The 2016-nt window shown below is 72.6% G+C and carries 2 protein-coding genes and 1 pseudogene; 1 reads left to right on the top strand and 2 read right to left on the bottom strand.

Annotation, left to right across the window (positions count from 1 at the left end):
• Nucleotides 1-592 (bottom strand): annotated as a pseudogene (locus AC27IO_RS23445) (adenylate/guanylate cyclase domain-containing protein); the annotation flags it as partial.
• Between the two features lie 158 nt (nucleotides 593-750).
• Here AC27IO_RS23445 and AC27IO_RS23440 point away from each other — a divergent pair.
• The gene (locus AC27IO_RS23440) at nucleotides 751-1458 is read left to right on the top strand and encodes a Crp/Fnr family transcriptional regulator (protein ID WP_487116223.1); all 708 of its coding nucleotides are present in this window, start codon (nucleotides 751-753) and stop codon (nucleotides 1456-1458) included.
• Between the two features lie 168 nt (nucleotides 1459-1626).
• Here the strand turns inward: AC27IO_RS23440 and AC27IO_RS23435 are convergent.
• On the bottom strand, nucleotides 1627-2016 hold a 390-nt coding region (locus tag AC27IO_RS23435; protein WP_498741067.1), incomplete at its 5' end, for a LysR substrate-binding domain-containing protein.

Here is a 2016-nt window from a genome sequence, read left to right as displayed (position 1 = left end):
AGGCGATCTCGCGGCCCATGGACACCACGCCGAGCGCCGCCAGCACGGGCAGCAGCACGGCGGCGGCCAGCAGCACCGGCTGCAGGCGCTGCCACCGGGCCCGGATGCGCAGCGCCAGATGCAGGCCCAGGCAGCCGTGTGTCCAGGCCGCCAGCAGCAGCGCCAGTTGCAGCCAGAGCCCCTCCGGGCTCCAGATGGCCCGCACGATGCGCACGTAGGAGGGCTCCAGCCCGTCGATTTCGCCCAGGTAGCGCGTGCCCGAGAAATGCGCCGCCAGCAGCAGCGGCAGCAGCAGCCCGAGCAGCAGGCGCAGCGCCTCCACGGCCGGCATGCGCAGGCTGCGGCGCTGCCACACGGCGGCGCCCGCCATGGCCAGGTGAACGGCCACCGCGCCATAGAGCAGCACGGTGCCCGGCAGCGTGGCCCAGGCGCCATGCACGGCACGCCGCGTGGCTTCGGCCGCGGCCAGCGACACCAGCCCGGTGGCGTGCGTGGCCAGGTGCAGCGCCACATACAGCCACAGGACCACGCCGCTGGCCCAGCGCAGGTTGCGCTGGGAGGGCAGGGTCAGCGGGGGCAGGGGCGCGGGCACGGTAGAAGGCGTGTGGTGGGTCGATGGAATCCGCCCGGCCATTCGCCGGGGCGGCGCTGAGCATAATGCGGCACCCGGTTCGGCCCGCCGGCCTTCCCGCATGCCCTGGCGCCGCCCTGGCCCTCCTTTTTCCTTTTCTGGCCACGGCCTTTGCCCGCATGAACGCTCCCCCCGCCCGCTCCAGCCTCGCCCTGCGCCGCATTCCCTTGTTCGAGGGGTTGGGCGATGCGTGCCTGGAACGGCTGGCGCAGCAGTGCGACTGGCATCAGCTGCCAGCGCGCAAGCCGCTGCTGTCGCGCGCGGCCGAGGGCGGCGACGTGTTCTTCCTGGTGGCGGGGCGCCTGCGCATCACCACCTATTCGGCCAGCGGCCGGCAGGTCACCTTCCGCGACTGCGAACCGGGCGAGCACATCGGCGTGATCGCGGCCATCGACGGCGGCCCGCGCTCGGCCGACGTCGTGACGCTGGACACCACCCTGGTGGCCAGCCTCTCGCGCGAAGGGTTCCTGGCCCTGCTGCGCGACGAGCCCCTGGTCGCGCAGCGGGTGATGCATTACCTGGCCTCGCTGGTGCGCCAGTTGTCCGACCGCGTGATCGACCTGAGCACCCTGGGCGTGCACAACCGCCTGCATGCCGAGCTGCTGCGCCTGGCGCGCGCAGCCGGCGTGCAGGGCAACCAGGCCCGCATCGAGCCCGCGCCTGCCCACGCCGAACTGGCCAGCCAGATCAGCACCAACCGCGAGCAGGTCACGCGCGAACTGGGCGTGCTGGTCAAGGCCGGCGTGCTGCAAAAGGACGGCCGCGCGCTGGTGGTCGTCGATGCCGCGCGGCTCGAACGCATGGTGGCCGAGGTGCGCGGGGAGTGAGGCGCGACACGGGCCCGTGCGGCCCGTGTACGTCGCCCCGGCGTCGGCCTCGGCCTGCCGAACGCCGTGCCGATGGTCTGTTATTTTGCTATGTTTTATATAGCATCGAGGACAATAAATACTAGGGCGTACCGCTGTTTTTGTTCGAATGCCAGGCGCGGGGCGGTTTCAGCCCGCCTGCGCAGCGTGCGGACCGGCCGCCGAGTCCAGCAGCCATTGGCGGAACCGGTCCAGCGTGGCCAGCTGCGCTCGGGCCTCGGGGTAGCAGAACCAGTAGCCCAGCGCGCTGGCGTAGCCGCCCTGGGCCAGGGGCTCGGCCACCACGCCCGCGGCGATCTCGTCGTGCACCAGGCAGCGCGGCACCAGGGCGACGCCCATGCCCACCGAGACGGCGCGGATCATGCTTTCGAACTGGTCGAACTGCGGGCCGGCCAGCGCATCGAGCCCGGGCACGCCGTGGACCTCGCTCCAGCGCTCCCACGCGTCGGGCACCGACACATGGCGCAGCAGGGCGCTGCGCACCACGTCGCGCGGGGCCCGCAGGGGCGCGGCGTCGCC

Source organism: Acidovorax sp. KNOB132 (genome assembly GCF_057541515.1).
This window is presented reverse-complemented; position numbering and strand designations above follow the sequence as displayed.

Excerpts from the sequence above, each read along its gene's own strand:
- AC27IO_RS23440 (WP_487116223.1), top strand. The coding sequence starts at position 751 with ATGAACGCTCCCCCCGCCCGCTCCAGCCTCGCCCTGCGCCGCATTCCC.